This is a genomic window from Streptomyces sp. CNQ085 (assembly GCF_022614595.1).
Taxonomy (GTDB): Bacteria; Actinomycetota; Actinomycetes; order Streptomycetales; family Streptomycetaceae; genus Streptomyces.
The window spans coordinates 1-16,641 of the sequence record NZ_JAJFAU010000034.1; the positions used below are offsets into that span (position 1 = coordinate 1).

Below are 16,641 nucleotides of genomic sequence, written 5' to 3' on the forward strand. Positions count from 1 at the left end.
CACCCCGCCCACCCCGCAGAGGAGCACCGTGACCCACACCGCCGCGGACACGCGCTACGACGCCATGCCCTACCGACGTGTCGGACGCAGCGGGCTGAAACTCCCGGCGATCTCGCTGGGTCTGTGGCACAACTTCGGCGACGACAAGCCGCTCCAGACCCAGCGGGCGATCCTGCGCCGCGCCTTCGACCTGGGCGTCACCCACTTCGACCTGGCCAACAACTACGGCCCGCCCCCCGGCGCGGCCGAGGCCAACTTCGGCCGCCACCTCGCCCGCGACTTCCGCCCCTACCGCGACGAACTGGTGATCTCCACCAAGGCCGGTTACGACATGTGGCCCGGCCCGTACGGCGAGTGGGGTTCGCGCAAGTACCTGCTGGCCAGCCTGGACCAGAGCCTGAGCCGCACGGGCCTGGAGTACGTCGACGTCTTCTACTCCCACCGCCCCGACCCCGACACGCCCCTGGAGGAGACCATGGGCGCGCTGGACACCGCCGTCCGGCAGGGCAAGGCGCTGTATGTGGGCATCTCCAACTACAGCCCCGGGCAGACCCGTGAGGCCGCCCGCATCCTGGCAGAGCTGGGCACCCCGCTGCTGATCCACCAGCCGTCCTACTCGATGTTCAACCGCTGGGTCGAGGACGGCCTGCTCGACGTGCTCGACGAGGTGGGAGCCGGCTCGATCGCCTTCTCCCCACTGGCCCAGGGGCTGCTCACCGACCGCTACCTGTCCGGCATCCCCGCCGGGTCCCGGGCCGCGGGCGCCAGCCCGTTCCTGTCCGCGGAGGGCATCACAGAGGAGACGCTGGCCACGGTCCGCGCGCTCGACGGCGTCGCGCGGCGGCGCGGCCAGACCCTGGCGCAGACGGCCATCGCCTGGATCCTGCGCGGCGGGCGCGTGACCTCCGCGCTCGTCGGCGCCAGCAGCGTGAAGCAGCTGGAGGACAACGTCGCGGCCGCCGGAAACCTCGACTTCACCGACGACGAGCTCGCCGAGATCGAGAGCCACCTCGCCGGCCGGGCCGGTTAGGCCGGGCTCCGGGAGGTGAGCGGGCATGGCCGTCTCCGTGACGGTGTGGACCGAGCGCGGGCCGGGCGACGCGGAGATCGCCGCCGTCCACCCGGAGGGAGTGCACAGCGCCATCGCCGGCTCGCGTCCCCCGTCCCCGACCCGCGCCTCAGCGTCCGGCCGACAGCCGGCCCGTCGCCAGGCCGTCGCTGATGTCGCGCGACAGGCGCGAGGCCAGCTCGTCCAGGCGTCCGCGGTACTCCTCGAACTCCGTCAGCCGCCGGAACACCTCGCTGTAGCGCGACTGTTCGGCCGGCGGCACCTGGAGCACCTGGAGCCTGCGCACGTCCACCCGGGAGGCGCTGGAGGCGTGGGTGCCCGCCTGGCGGCCGTTGGAGGGGGCGCGCAGACAGCCCGCGAGGAACCAGGCGTCCATCTTCTCCGGGTCCACGCGCAGCGCGTACAACTGGGCGCCGAGCACGGTGGGCGGGCCCTGGTGCACCCAGGCGGCGAAGGCGCGGATCACCCCGGCCACCACCACGTCGCCCGGCATGGCCACCAGCGCACCGCGGCCGGAGACGTCCGAGGGGTGCAGCCAGCCCGTCGGACCGCCGCCCCGGAGCAGGTCCGGCACGGTCAGCAGGGGCATGCCGCCCTCGTCCGGCTCACCGCCGCGGACCGTCCCCTCCGGTGGCTGCCGGCCGCCGTGCAGAGTCAGCGCCCCGGCCCGGACCAGGTCGCCCACGGTCGTCCTCGGCTGTCCGCCTCCGTCCTCCCGGACCGGTTCCAGGGCGGACAGCGTCCGCCCCGCGGCGCGCAGTCCGTCCAGGGCCTCGCCGAAGCCGCTCCAGGCGTCCTCCGGATCGAGTTCCTCGCCGCCCGGCGCGGGGGAGACATGGCGTCCGGGGGTGAGGTCGACCTCGTCGTCCAGCAGTTCGATGACGGCCATGCGCCGGGCGCAGTCCGGCAGTTCGTCCGCCCCGCTGCCGTAGGCACGCACCGCGGTCTGTACGAAGTCGTCCAGTGCGTCCCAGTCCACCCCGTCCTCGCGTCCGGCCGCCGCGTCGGCGAGCAGGACCCCGTTGTCCTCGGCGGGCCCTGTGCCCTCGGGGGCGCTCAGCAGCCACAGGTGCAGCGAGACGCTGTGCGGCTGCGCGCAGCCGGACGGCAGGGCGATGACGGCGCGCAGCAGTCCGGCGCGCAGCAGTGCGCCGCGGATCCTGCGGCCGGCGCGGCGGGAGGCGACGGCCGGCGGCAGCAGCAGCACGGCGGTGCCGCCCGGCCGCAGCCGGGCCAGGGCGTGCTGCACCCAGGCCAGCTCGGACTCGGTGCGCGGCGGCAGGCCGTGCACCCAGCGCCGGTCGGTGGACAGCTCCTCGTAGCCCCAGTCGCGTTGGTTGAAGGGCGGGTTGCACAGCACGATGTCCGCGGCGGCCCGCTCGTGGGGGTCGGCGCGCAGGGAGTCGCCCTCCCGTACGTCCGCCGTCACCCGCGCCCCGGCCCCGCCCGCCTCGTCGGTCACGAACGCCAGCCGCGAGGCGGCCAGCGCGGCCAGCGCCGGGTCGCTGTCGCAGCCCAGCAGGGTGACGCTTGCGGCTCCCGCGCCCGCCCGGGCCCGTGCGGCGGCGTCCAGCAGATGGCCCGCGCCGCAGGCCGGGTCGAGCACGGTCGCCCCGCCGTCCCCGGCCGGGGACGGGTGCGCCGCCAGGGCGACCCCGACCATCAGGTCCGCCAGGGGCCGGGGGCTGGCGCTGACCTGGCGGACATGGGCCTCCAGCCAGCGCCGCAGCAGGAACTCGAAGACCTCCCGAGCCCCCTCGCGCCGCCCCAGCGCCACGGCCTCGCCGACCAGTTCCCCGGCCTGCTCGGACAGGGCGGGAACGGTCGCGGGAGTCTCACCGTCGCACATCCGCCGCCCGGCCTCGGCGATGGCCAGGCCCGCTTCGTCCCGGCCGCCGAGAGCCTCGAAGCCGGGCCAGAGCAGCTCGCGTCCGCCGATCTCCTCGAGCTTGCCGTTCTCCCGCAGCCACTGCTCGATCTCGGCGAGGGAGAACTGGGGGCCGGTGTCGGTGCCGCCGATCCGGGCGGGGAAGGTGTCGTGCCTGCGCCGCCAGTTGCTGACGGCCGCCCGCCCCACCCCGGCGATCCGCGCGATCTCCGCGAGGGTGACCGGCACTGCGCGTCGTGAAGGCATCGGGATCTCCGGGGTCGGGTCGGTCGGGGCTGTCTTAGGCAGCTGTTCGAATCCAAAGCTCCGATGGGAGCGCCGGGATTCGAACAATCGGTGTCACCGGGCAGGTTACTACGGCGTTTGACACCGTTCACAGAACGAGGTGATGGGGCCGCGGGGCGGCCGGCACCCTTCAGATATTCAGGGCCCGCACGATCCTGATCAGCGACTGCATGGACGAATTCGGATTCGACTGGAAGGCGCCGCCCGAGCTGCCCAGGGTGGGGCCGAAGACTCTGACGGACGGACTTGCGGTACGGCATCCATGACGCTGCGCTCGCCGGGAAACGCGGCTACAAGCCCGCCGCCGAGGAGATGGCGGCCTGTCAGAAGGCCGTCGACATGGGAGCGGTTGACGGTACGACCGCCGACGGGGCGGACGGCAGAGTGCTCAACGGCGGTGCCGCCGAGGTGGACGGCCGGAAGGTCTCGGAGGGGGCTGTGTCGGTCAGGCCGAGCGCGAGCTGGGCGACAGGGGCCGACAGGGCAGCCGGAACCGGCCACGGGCCGGCTGCCGCGGGACGCCCGTGCGGTTCGGCGGAACGGCACCCGCGTGACCGGTCCGGTGCGATGATCGCCGAGTGGCCCCGTACCCCGGCACGCCACCCGGCGGCCCGGGCCGTACCGCGCCAGCGGACCGATGGAAGCGAATCAGTGTGCGCGGACTCGTCCACTACGCCGCCATCACCCCCGACGGCTTCATCGCGGGCCCGGACGGCGCGGACCTCACCGGCCCGGACGGCTTCCGGCCCACAGCGGAGGACTACATCCGGCACCTCGTGGCCGAGTACCCCGAGACACTGCCCGCGCAGGCCAGGCAGGCGCTGTCCGTCACCGCGGAGGGCACGCGTTTCGACACCGTGCTCGGCAGCGGCGCGGTGATCCTCACCTACACGCGCGCCACCGGCTGAGACGCCCGGCGCAGGGCGTGCACGGCACCTCGGCGAAGCGGACACGCCCGGTGGCGCGAACCCCGGAGCGCGGATGTGCGGGAGGTGGGAGGGTGAGCGCCGACGGGGGGCCGGCGCGCGTTGATCGGACGTTGACGAAACGTTGATCGGCGCCGGGCAGGCTTCCCGGTATGGCAATTGACTACTCCGATCCGGTCGGGCAGCTGACCGGATGGTGGGAGCGCGCGCTGTGCGCGCAGATCGGCTCCGAGCCCTTCTTCCCGGAGCCGGGCAGGACACCCGTGGACGCCAAGAAGATCTGTCAGTCGTGCGAGGGGCGCATCGAGTGCCTGGAGTACGCCCTCGCCAACGACGAGCGCTACGGGGTGTGGGGCGGGCTGTCGGAGGAGGAGCGGCGCGGACTCAGGCGCAGCGCCTGACGTCCGTGCGGAGCGGGGACGGGGGAGGCTCGGCACGGTAGCCGTCCACGGCGCCCGCGACAGCGTCGGCGGCCGCTCCGTGTCGGCCCCTGGACCGCCCTCGGGCGGTACGGCCACGGCTCAGCGCGGGGCGAGCACCACCCACACCCGCCCCTCGGCGAAGGTCATCGGTTCGCCCTCGGCGGTGGTGAACTCCGTGCCGCTCTCCGCCGACGGCCGCGACCAGCGCGCCTCGTACGCCCGGCCGCCGCGCAGCACCGTCGCCTCGCCGGAGCCGACGGTCTCCGAGTACGGGCTGACGCTGCCGCCGCGGTCCTGGAACCGGGAGTCGCGGATCTCCACGCGCTGGACGATGACCGTGGGGGCCCCGAGCCGGTCGCCGTCGGCGGTGGCCGCTTCCCGGCCGTCGATGGACACCAGCCAGCGGTCGTCCTCCCGCGACCAGGTGAAGGAGTACCGGGCGGCCGGGAAGCGGACGGCCTCCTCGGTCCCGGCCCGGCCGCCCCGCGGCGCCGGGCCGAAGCGGAAGCCGATGTCGGAGGCGCCGCTCACCCCGTCGGGCGCCTCGCGCAGGGCGGCTCGGGGATCCAGGTACATGTTGTGCGGGGCGGAACGGTCCGCGCTCCGCGAGTAGGCGCCGGGTGCCTCACCGGGCGGCACCAGGTGGAGCGGGGACGCCTCCAGCACCGGTACCAGCCCCGACTGAGCCCCGGAGTAGGCCAGCGCCGGCTCGCCGAACTGCCGCAGCAGCTCGATGTCGGACTCCCGGGCGCTGCGCACCGGGCCCACGGAGGGCGGCAGCTCGGAGGAGTACACGGCCAGCAGCCGGGTCAGGCCCGACTCGACCTGCTCCACGTAGACGATGTCGGCCCGCTCCAGTCCCGTCTGGGGGCGTGCGGCCGACACGTTGTCGATCTTCACGGCGAGCACCGGCGCCGAGGCGTCGGCCACGCTCTCGCCGGTGAACGGGGAGCGGCTCCCCTGTTCCCCGTCGCCGTTCCCCGCTCCCGGGCAGCCCGTCAGCAGCGCGGCGCAAGCCACCGCCACCGCCGCCGCCAGCGCCCGGATCCGCGTCCGCACGGCCCGCCGTCCCGTGCCCTGCCCGCTTCCAGCCGTCCGCATCGCTCGCCGTCCCTCCGGCAGGGCGCCGCCGCGCCGCCTGATGACCCCTTCACCCCATCCCTTGACCGGGGCGGGCGGTTTCATGTCCGCCTGCCCCGCGCGGGTGACAACACCTCCGTGCGCGGCTCGTACGCGCCGGGGGAGTGTGTTCAGCCGACGCACACCCACGCTCCCCGGAGCGGTCACGCGAAGTCCAGCCGGCCCGGCGATCCGCCGCCGCCCGGACCAGGAGGACCCGCCGTGTCCGCTTCCGCCGTGCCAGCCGTGCCCGCCCTTCAGACCCTCTCCGCCCTCCCCGGTGTTCCCGCCCAGCCCTCCGCACCCGCACCGGCACCCGCACCTCCCGGCGGCGGCTACACCGTCTCCCTCGCCCGCGACGAGGCGGACGTACGGGCCGCGCAGCGCCTGCGCCACGAGGTTTTCGCCGGGGAGCTGGGCGCCCGTCTGTCCGGCTCCGAACCCGGCCTGGACACCGACTCCTTCGACGCCCACTGCGACCACCTCCTGGTGCGGGAGCGGGCGACCGGGCAGGTGGTCGGCACCTACCGGCTGCTGCCGCCGGAGCGGGCGCGCGCGGCCGGGCGGCTCTACGCCGAGGGCGAGTTCGAGCTGGACGGGCTGCTGGACGGCGCGGGCCTGCGCGGGGACCTGGTGGAGGCGGGCCGCTCCTGCGTCCACCCCGACCATCGCGACGGCGCCGTCATCGCCCTGATGTGGGCCGGCATAGCCCGCTACCTGAAGCGCACCGGCCACAACTGGCTCGGCGGCTGCTGCTCCCTGCCGCTGGCCGACGGCGGGGCGACGGCCGCCGCCGTGTGGGCGGCGGTCGCCGAGCGGCACCTCGCCCCCGCCGAGCACCGGGTGCGCCCCCGGCTGCCCTGGCGCGCCGGGGGCGTGGAGCCCGCGCCGCACGCCACTGCCCGGGCCACCGCGCACGCCGCGCCCCGCACCGCGCTGCCGCCACTGCTGCGCGGCTATCTGCGCCTGGGGGCGAAGGTCTGCGGAGAGCCCGCCCACGACCCGGACTTCGGCGTCGCCGACCTGTACGTGCTGCTGTCACTGCGCGACACCAATCCGCGCTACCTGCGGCACTTCCTCTCCCTCCTCCCGGCCTGACGGCACCGGCGGGGAGAGGGAGGGGGAGAGGATGGGCACGCCGGACGGGACGGACCCCCGGGCGAATCCGTGGTTCCCCTTCTCGCCCTGCACCGTGGCCGGCTGCCTGCCCCGCCGTCCGGCGGCCGCCGGGGCGGTGCGGCGGGCGGCGCGCTGGGCGGCCCTGGCCGCCGTCCTGCCGGCGGGGGTGGCGCTGTCACCGGCCGCGCGCCTCCTCGCCCCGGCCCGCCGCGCGGTGCTGGTGCGGTGGTGGTGCGCGGCGATCGCCGCCGCGCTGGGGGTACGGGTCCGCGTCACGGGCCGGCCCGTCGCCGGCCCGGCGCTGGTGGTGGCCAATCACGTCTCCTGGCTGGACGTACCACTGCTGGCCGCGGTGGCGCCCGGCCGGATGGTGGCCAAGCGGGAGGTCGGACGGTATCCGGTGCTGGGGCGGCTGGCCGCCCGCGGCGGCACCCTGTTCATCGACCGCGAGCGGCTGATGGGCCTTCCGGGAACGGTCGCGGAGGTCGCCTCCGCCCTGCGCGCGGGCTCGACCGTGGTGGCCTTCCCCGAGGGCAGCACCCGGTGCGGCAGGGAGCGCGGAGCGTTCCGCGGTGCGCTGTTCCAGGCCGCGCTGGAGGCCGGGGTCCCCGTGCAGCCGGTGGCGATCCGCTACCTGACGCACGGCGCGGCGCACGGGAAGGGCCTCACGGACGCGGCGGAGACGGTGGACACGCGGCCGGCCTTCGTCGGCGAGGACACACTGGCCGCCTCGCTGCGCCGGGTGGCCGCCGCCCGGGGCCTGGTCGCCGAGGTGACCGTACTGCCGTCGCTGCCTCCCGGCACCCACTCCGGCCGCCGTGCGCTGGCCGCCGCCGCGCGGGAGGCGGTGGAGGCGGCTCTGGACACGGGCGGGCCCGGGCGGCGCAGCCCGGGCCCGCCTCCGGCACGGCGGGCACCTGTGCCCCGCCCGGACGTCAGCCCCCGGTGGCCCGATCCCCGGTAGCCCGGCGGGTCAGCCGGACCGTCTCCCGGTACCACAGCCCGCTGTCCTTGACGGTCCGGCGCTGGGTGGCGTAGTCGACGTGGACCAGACCGAACCGCTTGGCGTACCCGTAGGCCCATTCGAAGTTGTCCATCAGCGACCAGGCGAAGTAGCCGCGCACGTCCGCCCCGGCGCCGCGGGCCGCCGCCACCGCGCGAATGTGGTCGGCGAGATAGGCGGTGCGGTCGGTGTCGTGCACCGCGCCGCCGGCCGCCGGCTCGTCGTCGAAGGCCGCGCCGTTCTCGGTGATCACCGTCGGCAGCCCGTAGTCCTTCTGCAGCCGCACCAGCAGCTCCGTCAGACGCTCGGGGACGATCTCCCAGCCCATCGCCGTGCGCGGTCGGCCCTGTGGGACGACCCGGGTCACCGGCAGCCCGTCCTCGCCGGTCGTGGAGCCGTCCTCGGCGGTGCCGGAGAAGACGTGACCGGAGTAGAAGTTGACGCCGAGCACGTCCAGCGGCGTGGAGATCACCTCCAGATCGCCCTCCTCCACGGGCAGGGTCGCACCCCGGGCGGACAGGTTCTCCACCACGTCGTGCGGGTAGCGCCCGTGCACCAGCGGATCCAGGTAGAGGCGGGTGCCCATCCCGTCGGCCCGGCGCGCGGCGGCCCGGTCGGCCTCGCCGTCGGTCGCCGGGGTGGCGGTGCCCAGGTTGAGGGTGATGCCCAGCTCCTCGGGCGCGTTCCCGGCGGCGCGCAGCCGCTGTGCGGCCAGCCCGTGGCCGAGCAGCAGATGGTGCACGGCCCGCATGGAGTCGCCGAAGTCGCGGCGGCCGGGCGCGTGCACTCCCTGGTCGTAGCCGAGCACCGCCGAGCACCACGGTTCGTTCAGCGTCGTCCAGTGCCGGACGCGGTCGCCGAGGGCCTCGTGGGCGATCTCGGCGTAGTCGGCGAACCGGTGGGCGGTGTCGCGCTCCGGCCAGCCGCCGGCGTCCTCCAGCCCCTGTGGCAGGTCCCAGTGGTAGAGGGTCACCCACGGGGTGACGCCGTGCTCCAGCAGCTTGTCCACCAGCCGGTCGTAGAAGGCGATGCCGCGCGGGTTGCCCTTGCCGCGCCCGCCCGGCTGGACGCGCGGCCACGCCAGCGAGAACCGGTAGGTGTCCACGCCCAGGGAGGCGATCAGCTCCACGTCCCGCGGCATCCGGTGGTAGTGGTCGCAGGCGGTGTCGCCGTTCTCGCCGCCGGCCACGGCACCGGGCACACGGCAGAAGGTGTCCCAGATCGAGGGGGTGCGGCCGTCTTCGTCGACCGCGCCCTCGATCTGGTACGAGGAGGTGGCCACCCCCCAGCGGAAGTCCGCCGGCAGTCCGGCGACCGGCTCGGGCGCGGGGGCGGTCAGGGGGGATACGGGGGTGGTGGCGGTCATGATTCTCCAGGTCGGCGGTCGTCGTTCAGCCAGCAGGCGACGCTGCGGCCGGTGTCTGTGTCCGTGTCTGTGCCGGTGTCCGGCACGGGCACGAGGCGGGGCGTGCGCAGGCCGCAGGGCTCGAACGCCTTCGGGCAGCGGGGATGGAAGGCGCAGCCGGGCGGCATGGCCAGCACGTCCACCGGCTCCCCCTCGCGCGGGTGGTAGCGCACGTCCCCGCCGGTGATCACCCCGGGCGGGGAGAGCAGCCGGGTGACGGCGTAGGCCAGGGTGGACTTGCCCGAGCCGGACTCGCCGGCCAGGCCCAGCACCTCGCCGCGGTGCAGGGTCAGGTCCACGTCGTGCAGGGCCCGCACCGCGCCGTCCCCGACGCCGTAGTCGACGGACAGACCGCCGATCTCCAGCACGGGCGGCCGCGTCGCGGTGTGCGGCGGGGCGCTCGCTGGGGAGGTGGCCGATGTGCTCATACGGTGCTCTCCTCGGTCTCGCGTGCCCCGCCCGCTTCCCTCGCGGTCTTCGCCCCGCCGCGCGGGGCGCGGGCGACAGGGGTGAAGCCGACCCGCATCCGGGCCCCGCCGCGGACGCGGACGGCGGTGCGCAGCCTGGGGTTGACGAACTCGTCGATGCCGAAGTTGATCAGTGTCAGCGCCGTGCCCAGCAGCGCGATGCACAGTCCGGCGGGCACGAACCACCACCACGCGCCCTGGCCGAGGGCCTGGTTGCTCTGCGCCCAGAACAGGATGGTCCCCCGGTTCCAGTGGGAGATGTCGGCCACGCCGATGAAGGCCAGGGTGATCTCCGACAGCACCGCGAAGACCACCGTCCCGACGAATCCGGAGGCGATGACGGCGGTCAGGTTCGGCAGGATCTCGAAGACGGTGATCCGCCAGGTGGACTCGTCCGTGGCCCGCGCGGCCTGGACGTAGTCCCGCGCGCGCAGCGACATGGTCTGCGCGCGCAGCACCCGCGCCCCCCAGGCCCACGCGGTGAGGCTGATGACCACCGCGATGATCATGTCGCCGGAGTCCGGCAGGAAGCCGGCGACGATGATGATCAGCGGCAGTCCGGGCAGGACGAGGAAGATGTTGGTGAGCGCGGAGAGCACCTCGTCGCCGACGCCGGACAGGAAGCCGGAGCTCACCCCGACCACCACCGACAGCAGCGTCGCGAAGAAACCCGCGACGAAGCCCACCACGAGCACCCCGCGGGTGCCCACCAGCACCTGGAAGAAGATGTCCTGCCCGGTCTGCGTGGTGCCGAACGGATGCTCCCAGGAGGGCGGCTGGAGCACGTCGTCGCTCATCGCGGACGGATCGTGGGGGGCCAGCCACTGTCCGGCGACGGCGAGCAGGACGAACAGGCCCAGGATCGCCAGCCCGGTCGCGGTCCTGCCGTTGCGCAGGAAGCGCAGTCGGTCGCGGCGGGCCGCGGGCGGAGCGGTGGCAGGGGTGGCTGCGGTGCTGGCTGCGGCGCTCTCGGACGCCTGTACGGCCATGGGTCAGCCCTCCTTCCGGGTGCGCGGGTCGAGGAGCATGTAGAGCAGGTCGGCCAGGAGGTTGGCGGCCAGCACGGCGAGGGTGATGATCAGGAAGACGCCCCGCATCAGCGGATAGTCCTTGGCGCCGACGCCCTGGAAGAGGACGTAGCCGATGCCGGGATAGGAGAAGACCATCTCCACCAGCAGCGTGCCGCCGACGATGAAGCCCAGCGAGAGGGCGAAACCGGAGACGTTGGGCAGGATCGCGTTGCGGGCGGCGTAGGAGAACATCACCCGGCGCTCGGGCAGCCCCTTGGCCTGGGCGACCATCACGTAGTCCTCGGAGGAGACGGTCACCATCATGTTCCGCATCCCCAGCACCCAGCCGGCCATCGCGCTGAGCACGACCGTCACCCCCGGCAGCACCGCGTGGTACAGCGCGCTGGAGACGAACGCCCCGCTGAGGGAGGGCACCAGGGAGGTGTCGTAGCCGCCGGAGGCGGGGAAGAGCGGCCACTGCACGGCGAACACCGCGATGGCGATCAGCCCCAGCCAGAAGTACGGGATGGCCGAGATGAAGGTGGTCACCGGCAGCAGCCCGTCCAGCCACGAGCCGCGCTTCCAGCCGGCGAAGACGCCGATGCCGGTGCCCAGGAGGAAGCTGATCAGGGTCGTGGTGCCGACCAGGGCCAGCGTCCACGGCAGGCTCTGGGCGATGACCTCCGAGACGGAGGTGGGGAAGTAGGTGAACGACGTCCCCAGGTCCCCGCGGGCCAGACTGGCCCAGTAGTCGGTGTACTGCTGCCACAGCGAGCGGTCCCGGTCGAGCCCGAAGAGGGCCTCCAGGGAGGCGATGGACTTGCTGGAGAGCGCCCTGGTAGCGGGCGAGCAGCGACTGCACCGGATCGCCGGGCATCAGCCGGGGGATGAGGAAGTTGATGGTGATGGCCGCCCAGGCGGTCAGCAGGTAGAAGGCCAGGCGCTGGAGGACGAACTTCACGACGCTGCCCCCCGCCCGGGCCCGGCGGTCGGTGCGGCCCCGGAGGTGTCGTACAGCCAGCAGGCCGCCCACTGGCCGCCGTCGAGGTCGAAGCGCGGCGGGGTCCGGTCGCGGCAGCGCTCCATCGCCAGCGGGCAGCGCGGGTGAAAGCGGCAGCCGGCGGGCGGCGAGATCAGGCTGGGCGGCTCGTTCGCCGACAGGTCCGCACTCTCCCCGTCGTCCCCGTCGTTTCCGGTGACCCGGTCCGGGTCGGGGGCGGATGCCAGCACCACCCGTTCGTCGGGACCGGCAGTGGCGCCGGGGGCGGGGCTTCTAGGGGGCGAGGGCCGGCACGCGGCCCCCCGGTTCGGCGGGCAGGACGGTCCGGCCGCCGGCCAGCGGCGGTCGGCGGGCGGTGGTCAGGGGCGGATCGGTGCGGGCTGCCGGCGGGATGTCGTCGAAGCCGATCGCCGTGACATCGTCGGGCACCCGCCGTCCGACGGCGCGCGAACCGGGCGCATGTCCCGGGGCGCCGGTGACGTCGCGCACCCGCCCGGTGATCCGGCCGTCCACCTCGCCCCTGGCGTTGAGCACTCGGGAGACCGCCGACCTCTTGACGCCGGCCGCACGGGCGGCATCGGTGATGGTGACGCGCATGGGTACTCCTTCGGCGGCTCGGCCCGGCTCGGCGGCGGGAAGGGTGCGGCGGGACGGCCGCGGCACTGGTGCCGGTGCCGGGCATGGGCACGGAGTCAAACGGCAGCGAGCATAAGCGTCAAGACTTCACGTCAAAATTGGATGTCACTGTTTGAGAACGCTCTCAAGAGCGCTCTCTCGTTCACTTCTTGAAGTTGATTGGTCTCGTCCAAGCTCTTGACGGCCGGGTTTCCCAGGAGTTGACTCACTGCCCGAACCAAGCCTGGAACGCGGGCGATTGGCGTGTTGAGCGCTATCCGCCCGCCCGTCCGACCGCGCCCTCACCGTGCACGGGACGGCTTCACGGTCCGCGGCCGCCGTGCGGTCCCATCACCCGAGGCCGCCCGCGCGGGGGAGCGGTCCCCACCGCCGGATCCTCCGGACGACAGACGGATGTGATGGTCATGCACTCAACAACCCTCCACGACCCTCCCCGCGGCAGGAATCCCCGTCGCCGCCGGGCCCGCCGCTGGGCTTCGGCGGCGACACTGCTGACGCTGGCCGCGACCCTGGCGATCACCGGCACCGCGGCCGCCGGCCCGGCGGGCGAGACCGGCCGGAAGGCCGCCCGGGAGACCACCCGGGCGGCCGAGGCGGCCCCGACGGCCGTGCTGTTCGAGGAGAACTTCGACGGGCCCGCCGGATCGGCGGTCGACAGTCGCAGATGGCAGCTGGAGACCGGCGACAACAGCGGCAACAACCACGAGCGGCAGTACTACACCCCGGGCAACGCCAACGCCGCGCTCGACGGCAACGGCAACCTGGTGATCACCGCCCGCAAGGAGAACCCCGGCGACTACCAGTGCTGGTACGGCCGTTGCCAGTACACCTCGGCCCGTATGAACACCGCGGGAAAGTTCACCACCACCTACGGCCATGTCGAGGCCCGGATGAAGCTCCCGCGCGGCCAGGGCATGTGGCCGGCGTTCTGGATGCTCGGTCACGACATCGGCAGCGTCGGGTGGCCCAACAGCGGCGAGATCGACGTCATGGAGAACGTCGGGTACGAGCCCGGCACCGTGCACGGCACCCTGCACGGCCCCGGCTACTCCGGCGGCGAGGGCATCGGTGCCGGCTACACCCTCCCCGGAGGCCGGGCGTTCGCCGACGACTTCCACACCTTCGCCGTCGACTGGTCCCCGAACTCCATCACCTGGTCGGTCGACGGCCAGGTCTACCAGCGCCGCACCCCGGCCGACCTGGGCGGCGACCGCTGGGTGTTCGACAAGCCGTTCTTCCTGATCCTCAACCTCGCGGTGGGCGGCGACTGGCCGGGCCTGCCGGACTCCAGCACCGTCTTCCCGCAGAAGCTCGTCGTCGACTACGTCCGCGTCACCAGCGGCGGAGGCGGGCGCACCGGCACCATCACCGGCCTGGCGGGCAAGTGCCTGGACGTGGCCTGGGCGGACACCGCCAACGGCACCCCGGTGCAGCTCCACGACTGCAACGGCAACGCCGCCCAGCGGTGGACCGTCGGCACGGACGGCACCGTACGGGCGCTCGGCAAGTGCCTGGACGTCTCCGGCGCGGGCACGGCGGACGGCACCCCCGTGCAGATCTGGGACTGCAACGGCACGGCCGCCCAGCAGTGGGTCGTCACCGGAGCCCGGGACATCGTCAACCCGAACGCCGACAAGTGCCTGGACGTGAAGGGCGGCGACTCCGCCAACGGCACCAGGACGCAGATCTGGACCTGCTCGGGCGCCGCCAACCAGAAGTGGAGCACCCCCTGACCCAGCTCCCGCACCCACCCCGGACCGTCCCCCTCAGGGGCGGTCCGGACGGCGCGGCTCACCCGGACGGACTATCCGCGGGCCCCGGTCCCGCACCGACGGGACCGGGGCCCGCGGAACCGGGTCCGCCGTCCCCGTCCTCCTCCGCCACGAGGTCCCGGTACCCGGGGTGAAGGGCGAGCCACTGCTCGACGAAGGCGCAGGCCGGACTGATGCGCAGGCCGCGCCGCCGCGCGTCGTCCAGAGCGGTGCGCACCAGCCGGTCGCCGATGCCCCGGCCCAGGAAGGGCCGGGACACCACCACCCGCGGGTACATCACCAGATCGCCGTCGCGTACGTAGTCGGCGAAGCCGGTGAGGGTCGCGCCGATCCTGGCCTCGAACCGGCCGTGGGCCGGGGAGTCGGTGATCGTGACCTGGCTGTTGGTGGCTGCCGTGGGCATGCTGCGTTCCTCCGGGAACGGCCGTATCGCCCGGAAGGCGATAAGGGGACATCCTTCCGGGCGTCCGAGTGCCACACGGCGGCGTTCCTATCCCTCCCGCCCCGGCAGGACGGGTGAACCGGGTGGGAGGGGCACTCCGGCCGGCCCGTGCCGAGGCGGTTCGGCCCCCGGCCTACCCCTCGCTCTCCAGGCGGAACCCGACCTTCAGCCCCACCTGGTAATGCTCCGCCCGGCCCTCCGAGATGTTGCCGCGCACCTGCGTCACCTCGAACCAGTCCAGGTGCCGCAGCGTCTCCGAGGCCCGGGCGAGCCCGTTGCGGATCGCCTGGTCGACGCCCTCGTGCGAGGTTCCGACGATCTCGGTCACCCGGTAGGTGTGGTCGCTCATGGTGCCTCCTGCGAAGGGTGGGGCGATCGGTTCTCGTCTCCACGGTGCCCCAGGCCCGGGCGGTCCGCGACTGCTAGGCTCCGAGCGGGCCGTGACTGGCGCGTAGGGATGGGACCAACCATCGGGGAGCGGCCCGCGCACCGGGCGTACGAGCCCGCTGCGCCGAAGAGCCGCGCGCCTGGGCCGCCCGTACCGTCGTCGAGGACGTCAAGGAGGGGCCCATGGCCACCGCATCCACCCCGCACACCGGCGGCGCCGCCCGGAACACCACCGCCGCCACCGCGTCGACCGCCTTCAACAGCGCCCTGGACGTGGTCCGCGCCGTCGAGCCGCGCGTCGCCGACGCCATCGGCGCCGAGATCACCGACCAGCGCGCCTCCCTCAAACTGATCGCCAGTGAGAACTACGCCTCCCCGGCCGTACTGCTGGCCATGGGCAACTGGCTCAGCGACAAGTACGCCGAGGGCACCGCTGGCCGCCGCTTCTACGCCGGGTGCCGCAACGTCGACACCGTCGAGACGCTGGCCGCCGAGCACGCCCGCGAGCTGTTCGGCGCCGACCACGCCTACGTCCAGCCGCACTCGGGCATCGACGCCAATCTCGTCGCCTTCTGGTCCGTCCTGGCCCAGCGCGTGGAGAGCCCCGCCCTGGAGCGCGCCGGGGCCAGGCACGTCAACGACCTGTCCGAGGAAGACTGGGAGGAGCTGCGGCGGGCACTGGGCGACCAGCGGATGCTGGGCATGTCCCTGGACGCCGGCGGCCACCTCACACACGGCTTCCGCCCCAACATCTCCGGCAAGATGTTCACCCAGCGCAGCTACGGCACCGACCCGGCCACGGGTTTGCTGGACTACGACGCGGTGCGCGCCGCCGCCCGCGAGTTCCGCCCCCTCATCCTGATCGCCGGCTACTCCGCCTACCCGCGGAGGGTGAACTTCCGGATCATGCGGGAGATCGCCGACGAGGTCGGCGCCACCCTGGTGGTCGACATGGCCCACTTCGCCGGACTGGTCGCCGGCAAGGTCTTCACCGGCGACTTCGACCCCGTGCCGCACGCCGACATCGTCACCACCACCACCCACAAGTCCCTGCGCGGCCCGCGCGGCGGCATGGTGCTGTGCCGCGAGGCACTGGCCGAGCACGTGGACCGCGGCTGCCCCATGGTGCTCGGCGGCCCGCTGCCCCACGTCATGGCCGCCAAGGCCGTGGCACTGGCCGAGGCCCGGCAGCCGTCCTTCCACGCTTACGCCAGGCAGGTGGTGGACAATGCCGCGGCCCTCGCCGAGGGCCTGATGCGCCGCGGCGCGCGCCTGGTCACCGGCGGTACCGACAACCACCTGGCCCTGGTGGACGTCACCGGCTACGGCCTCACCGGACGCCAGGCCGAGGACGCGCTGCTGGACGCCGGCATCGTCACCAACCGCAACGCGGTGCCGCGCGACCCCAACGGCGCCTGGTACACCTCCGGTATCCGCATCGGCACCCCGGCCCTGACCACGCGCGGTCTGGGGACGGCCGAGATGGACGAGATCGCCGACCTGATCCACACCACCCTCACAGCCGCCGAGCCGGGCACCACCGCGGCTGGCGCCCCCTCCAGGGCCCGGTACCGGCTGGAGCCCGGGATCGCCGAGTCCGTCGCCGGACGCGCCGCCGACCTGCTGGCCGGGCATCCGCTCTACCCCGGCATCGACCTGGCCTGACGGCCCCGTCCGGAACGGGCCCGCTC

The 16,641-nt window shown here is 74.0% G+C and carries 13 protein-coding genes and 4 pseudogenes; 7 read left to right on the top strand and 10 right to left on the bottom strand.

Annotated elements, in window-relative coordinates:
• Positions 1-64: 64 nt before the first annotated feature.
• The gene (gene mgrA, locus LJ221_RS08855) at positions 65-1,030 is read left to right on the top strand and encodes an L-glyceraldehyde 3-phosphate reductase (protein ID WP_241715246.1); all 966 of its coding nucleotides are present in this window, start codon (positions 65-67) and stop codon (positions 1,028-1,030) included.
• A 148-nt stretch (positions 1,031-1,178) separates the two neighbouring features.
• On the opposite strand, the gene LJ221_RS08860 is transcribed toward mgrA, so the two are convergent.
• Positions 1,179-3,203, bottom strand: a complete 2,025-nt coding sequence (locus LJ221_RS08860; protein WP_241715196.1) for an N-6 DNA methylase — start codon at positions 3,201-3,203, stop codon at positions 1,179-1,181.
• Between the two features lie 692 nt (positions 3,204-3,895).
• Here LJ221_RS08860 and LJ221_RS08865 point away from each other — a divergent pair.
• Together LJ221_RS08865 and LJ221_RS08870 are read left to right on the top strand one after the other, a co-directional pair.
• A pseudogene (locus LJ221_RS08865) lies at positions 3,896-4,105 on the top strand (dihydrofolate reductase); the annotation flags it as partial.
• Between the two features lie 215 nt (positions 4,106-4,320).
• Positions 4,321-4,569 (top strand): WhiB family transcriptional regulator, encoded by a 249-nt coding sequence (locus LJ221_RS08870; RefSeq protein ID WP_241715197.1) that lies wholly within the window; start codon positions 4,321-4,323, stop codon positions 4,567-4,569.
• A gap of 120 nt (positions 4,570-4,689) precedes the next feature.
• Here the strand turns inward: LJ221_RS08870 and LJ221_RS08875 are convergent, their stop codons facing one another.
• Positions 4,690-5,691: a DUF3048 domain-containing protein gene (locus LJ221_RS08875; protein WP_247719820.1), complete on the bottom strand. Its 1,002-nt coding sequence runs from the start codon at positions 5,689-5,691 to the stop codon at positions 4,690-4,692.
• Positions 5,692-5,955: 264 nt separating this feature from the next.
• Between LJ221_RS08875 and LJ221_RS08880 the strand changes: the two genes are divergently transcribed.
• Positions 5,956-6,807 carry a GNAT family N-acetyltransferase gene (locus tag LJ221_RS08880; RefSeq protein WP_374228410.1) on the top strand — a complete coding sequence of 284 codons (852 nt, stop codon included), beginning with the start codon at positions 5,956-5,958 and terminating at the stop codon, positions 6,805-6,807.
• Positions 6,808-6,838: 31 nt separating this feature from the next.
• Positions 6,839-7,792 (top strand): 1-acyl-sn-glycerol-3-phosphate acyltransferase, encoded by a 954-nt coding sequence (locus LJ221_RS08885; protein WP_241715201.1) that lies wholly within the window; start codon positions 6,839-6,841, stop codon positions 7,790-7,792.
• Here the strand turns inward: LJ221_RS08885 and LJ221_RS08890 are convergent.
• The 6 genes and pseudogenes from LJ221_RS08890 to LJ221_RS08915 all read right to left on the bottom strand — a co-directional run bounded on the left by LJ221_RS08890 (position 7,764) and on the right by LJ221_RS08915 (position 12,310).
• Positions 7,764-9,197, bottom strand: coding sequence for a GH1 family beta-glucosidase (locus LJ221_RS08890; RefSeq protein ID WP_241715202.1), 1,434 nt, complete (start codon positions 9,195-9,197; stop codon positions 7,764-7,766). The genes LJ221_RS08885 and LJ221_RS08890 overlap by 29 nt on opposite strands.
• 158 nt (positions 9,198-9,355) lie before the next feature.
• Positions 9,356-9,607, bottom strand: a pseudogene (locus LJ221_RS23420) (ATP-binding cassette domain-containing protein); the annotation flags it as partial.
• Positions 9,608-9,660: 53 nt separating this feature from the next.
• Positions 9,661-10,692: an ABC transporter permease gene (locus LJ221_RS08900; RefSeq protein ID WP_241715203.1), complete on the bottom strand. Its 1,032-nt coding sequence runs from the start codon at positions 10,690-10,692 to the stop codon at positions 9,661-9,663.
• Between the two features lie 3 nt (positions 10,693-10,695).
• A pseudogene (locus LJ221_RS08905) lies at positions 10,696-11,674 on the bottom strand (ABC transporter permease).
• Positions 11,671-11,964 (bottom strand): annotated as a pseudogene (locus tag LJ221_RS08910) (oligopeptide/dipeptide ABC transporter ATP-binding protein); the annotation flags it as partial. The pseudogenes LJ221_RS08905 and LJ221_RS08910, both read right to left, overlap by 4 nt.
• Before the next feature lie 22 nt (positions 11,965-11,986).
• Positions 11,987-12,310 carry a substrate-binding domain-containing protein gene (locus LJ221_RS08915; protein WP_241715204.1) on the bottom strand — a complete coding sequence of 108 codons (324 nt, stop codon included), beginning with the start codon at positions 12,308-12,310 and terminating at the stop codon, positions 11,987-11,989.
• A 443-nt stretch (positions 12,311-12,753) separates the two neighbouring features.
• Here LJ221_RS08915 and LJ221_RS08920 point away from each other — a divergent pair, with 443 nt between their 5' ends.
• Complete coding sequence (locus LJ221_RS08920) at positions 12,754-14,082, top strand: glycoside hydrolase family 16 protein (protein WP_241715205.1); 1,329 nt, start codon at positions 12,754-12,756, stop codon at positions 14,080-14,082.
• A 58-nt stretch (positions 14,083-14,140) separates the two neighbouring features.
• Here the strand turns inward: LJ221_RS08920 and LJ221_RS08925 are convergent, their stop codons facing one another.
• Both LJ221_RS08925 and LJ221_RS08930 read right to left on the bottom strand, forming a co-directional pair.
• Positions 14,141-14,524, bottom strand: coding sequence for a GNAT family N-acetyltransferase (locus LJ221_RS08925; protein WP_241715206.1), 384 nt, complete (start codon positions 14,522-14,524; stop codon positions 14,141-14,143).
• A 172-nt stretch (positions 14,525-14,696) separates the two neighbouring features.
• Entirely contained in the window at positions 14,697-14,912 is a 216-nt protein-coding gene (locus LJ221_RS08930) for a dodecin (protein ID WP_241715207.1), read from the bottom strand.
• Positions 14,913-15,133: 221 nt separating this feature from the next.
• Here LJ221_RS08930 and LJ221_RS08935 point away from each other — a divergent pair, with 221 nt between their 5' ends.
• Positions 15,134-16,615: a glycine hydroxymethyltransferase gene (locus tag LJ221_RS08935; RefSeq protein WP_241715209.1), complete on the top strand. Its 1,482-nt coding sequence runs from the start codon at positions 15,134-15,136 to the stop codon at positions 16,613-16,615.
• The last annotated feature ends 26 nt before the right edge of the window (positions 16,616-16,641 follow it).

What these genes read in the sequence shown, in the direction of transcription:
- mgrA (WP_241715246.1), top strand. Translation starts at nt 65, where the DNA reads ATGCCCTACCGACGTGTCGGACGCAGCGGGCTGAAACTCCCGGCGATC.
- LJ221_RS08860 (WP_241715196.1), bottom strand. Translation starts at nt 3,203, where the DNA reads ATGCCTTCACGACGCGCAGTGCCGGTCACCCTCGCGGAGATCGCGCGG.
- LJ221_RS08870 (WP_241715197.1), top strand. Translation starts at nt 4,321, where the DNA reads ATGGCAATTGACTACTCCGATCCGGTCGGGCAGCTGACCGGATGGTGG.
- LJ221_RS08875 (WP_247719820.1), bottom strand. Translation starts at nt 5,691, where the DNA reads ATGCGGACGGCTGGAAGCGGGCAGGGCACGGGACGGCGGGCCGTGCGG.
- LJ221_RS08885 (WP_241715201.1), top strand. Translation starts at nt 6,839, where the DNA reads ATGGGCACGCCGGACGGGACGGACCCCCGGGCGAATCCGTGGTTCCCC.
- LJ221_RS08890 (WP_241715202.1), bottom strand. Translation starts at nt 9,197, where the DNA reads ATGACCGCCACCACCCCCGTATCCCCCCTGACCGCCCCCGCGCCCGAG.
- LJ221_RS08900 (WP_241715203.1), bottom strand. Translation starts at nt 10,692, where the DNA reads ATGGCCGTACAGGCGTCCGAGAGCGCCGCAGCCAGCACCGCAGCCACC.
- LJ221_RS08915 (WP_241715204.1), bottom strand. Translation starts at nt 12,310, where the DNA reads ATGCGCGTCACCATCACCGATGCCGCCCGTGCGGCCGGCGTCAAGAGG.
- LJ221_RS08920 (WP_241715205.1), top strand. Translation starts at nt 12,754, where the DNA reads ATGCACTCAACAACCCTCCACGACCCTCCCCGCGGCAGGAATCCCCGT.
- LJ221_RS08925 (WP_241715206.1), bottom strand. Translation starts at nt 14,524, where the DNA reads ATGCCCACGGCAGCCACCAACAGCCAGGTCACGATCACCGACTCCCCG.
- LJ221_RS08930 (WP_241715207.1), bottom strand. Translation starts at nt 14,912, where the DNA reads ATGAGCGACCACACCTACCGGGTGACCGAGATCGTCGGAACCTCGCAC.
- LJ221_RS08935 (WP_241715209.1), top strand. Translation starts at nt 15,134, where the DNA reads ATGGCCACCGCATCCACCCCGCACACCGGCGGCGCCGCCCGGAACACC.